Source organism: Streptomyces sp. AcH 505 (assembly GCF_000818175.1).
Taxonomy (GTDB): domain Bacteria; phylum Actinomycetota; class Actinomycetes; order Streptomycetales; family Streptomycetaceae; genus Streptomyces.
On record NZ_JTIY01000001.1, the window covers coordinates 1,611,393 to 1,613,830 of the forward strand.

At 70.4% G+C, this 2,438-nt stretch carries 2 protein-coding genes; both read right to left on the minus strand.

Annotated elements, in window-relative coordinates; genetic code table 11:
- Positions 1–44: 44 nt before the first annotated feature.
- Positions 45–1,445 (minus strand): NADH-quinone oxidoreductase subunit NuoH, encoded by a 1,401-nt coding sequence (gene nuoH, locus HY68_RS07465; protein ID WP_041985926.1) that lies wholly within the window; start codon positions 1,443–1,445, stop codon positions 45–47.
- The coding region (locus HY68_RS44840) for a molybdopterin dinucleotide binding domain-containing protein (protein ID WP_041985929.1) at positions 1,442–2,438 on the minus strand (997 nt) is incomplete at its 5' end. The genes nuoH and HY68_RS44840, both read right to left, overlap by 4 nt.

Sequence of the window (2,438 nt, forward strand, 5' to 3'; positions counted from 1 at the left end):
GAGTACGGTCGGGGGCGCTCGGGGTCCCCCCCTGCGAAGACTCGTCAGACACCGCCATCCTCCTTTCCGTCACTCTCAGTTCCGTCACTCACAGTATTGGCCCCGCCACTGACAATCAGCTCACGCTCACGGCGCGGGGTCCTGCGCGGCACGGGCGGCAGCGCCTGTCCCGGCAGCGGTGGCACGGGGAAACCGCCGGCCATCGGGTCGAAGGCGGGAGCTTCGGGCTCTCTCGCCGCCGCCTCCTTCTCCTGTTTGTTGCGGAACATGTCCACGACGAAGGAGAGCAGCAGGATCACGATGATCGCGCCCGCGACGTACAACAGGATCGAGGTGAAGCCGTAGTTCTCGTTACGCAGCGCACGCACCGTCGCGACGAGCATCAGCCAGACCACCGAGACCGGGATCAGGACCTTCCAGCCGAGCTTCATCAACTGGTCGTAGCGCACGCGTGGCAGCGTGCCGCGCAGCCAGATGAAGCCGAACAGCAGCAGCTGCACCTTGAGGACGAACCAGAGGATCGGCCACCAGCCGTGGTTGGCCCCCTCCCAGAAGGTGGAGATCGGCCACGGCGCGCGCCAGCCGCCCAGGAAGAGCGTGGCGGAGACGGCCGAGACGGTGATCATGTTGACGTACTCGGCGAGCATGAACATCGCGAACTTGATGGACGAGTACTCGGTGTTGAAGCCGCCGACCAGGTCGCCCTCGGACTCCGGCATGTCGAACGGGGCGCGGTTGGTCTCGCCCACCATCGTGATGATGTAGATGATGAAGGAGACCGGCAGCAGCAGGATGTACCAGCGGTCCTGCTGGGCGTCCACGATCGCCGAGGTCGACATCGACCCGGAGTAGAGGAACACCGAGGCGAAGGCCGCGCCCATCGCGATCTCGTACGAGATCATCTGCGCGCAGGAGCGGAGTCCGCCGAGCAGCGGGTACGTCGAGCCCGACGACCAGCCGGCCAGGACGATGCCGTAGATGCCGACCGAGGCGACGGCGAGGATGTACAGCATCGCGATCGGCAGGTCGGTGAGCTGCATCGTCGTGCGGTGGCCGAAGATCGAGACCTCGTTGCCCGAAGGGCCGAACGGGATCACGGCGATCGCCATGAAGGCCGGGATCGCGGCGATGACCGGCGCGATGATGTAGACGACCTTGTCGGCGCGCTTGACGATGATGTCTTCCTTGAACATCAGCTTGGCGCCGTCGGCGAGCGACTGGAGCATGCCCCAGGGGCCGTGCCGGTTCGGGCCGATGCGCAGCTGCATCCAGGCGACGACCTTGCGCTCCCAGACGATGGCGAACAGCACGTTCACCATCAGGAAGGCGAAGCAGAAGACGGCCTTGATGACGACGAGCCACCACGGGTCGCGGCCGAACAGCGACAGGTCCTCCGCGGCGAGCACGGTCTGCGGTGCCGTCGCGAGTTGGGCGAAGGCGGTCATGCGCGCACCTCCGGTGCGGGGGTGGCCGCTTCCTGCGCGGCCGGGCCGATACGGACCAGCGTTCCCGGGCGGGACCCGGTGTCGGCGAGGACACCGCCGCCCGTGGAGTTCAGCGGCAGCCAGACGACCCGGTCGGGCATCGCGGTCACCCGCAGCGGCAGCGTCACGGCGCCGGCCGGGCCGGTCACCGTCAGCGCGTCGCCGTCCTTGACGCCGGTCTCGGCGGCCGTCGTCGCGGAGAGCCGCGCGACCGCCTCGTGCCGGGTGCCGGCCAGGGCCTCGTCGCCCTCCTGGAGCTTGCCCTGGTCGAGCAGCAGCCGGTGGCCGGCGAGGACCGCCTCGCCGTCGCCGGGGCGCGGCACGGGAACGGCCGACTCGACCGGCGTACCTGCCCGGGGTCCTTCCCAGCCGCCCAGCCGGTCCAGCTCGGCCCGTACGGACCGCAGGTCGGGCAGGGCGAAGTGCACGTCGAGGGTGTCGGCGAGCATGTGCAGCACCCGCGCGTCGCTCGGCGCGAGCTGCCTGGTCATCTGCTCGGGCTTGAGCGCAGCCTCGAACAGCCGTGCCCTGCCTTCCCAGTTGAGGAACGTGCCGGGCTTCTCCGGTACGGCCGCGACGGGGAAGACGACGTCGGCGCGGTCGGTGACCTCGCTGGGCCGCAGTTCGAGCGAGACGAGGAATCCGACGGCGTCCAGCGCGGCCAGCGCGCCCGCCGGGTCCGGCAGGTCGGCCACCTCGACGCCCGCGACGACCAGCGCGCCGAGTTCGCCGGTCCTGGCGGCCTCGACGATCTGGCCGGTGTCGCGGCCGTAGCTGTGCGGCAGTTCGCGTACGCCCCAGACGGCCGCGGTCTCCTCGCGGGCCCGCGGGTCGGTGGCGGGACGGCCGCCGGGCAGCAGCGACGGCAGCGCGCCCGCCTCAACGGCGCCGCGCTCACCGGCCCTGCGCGGGATCCAGACGAGATAGGCGCCGGCCGCCGTCGCCGCCTTGGCG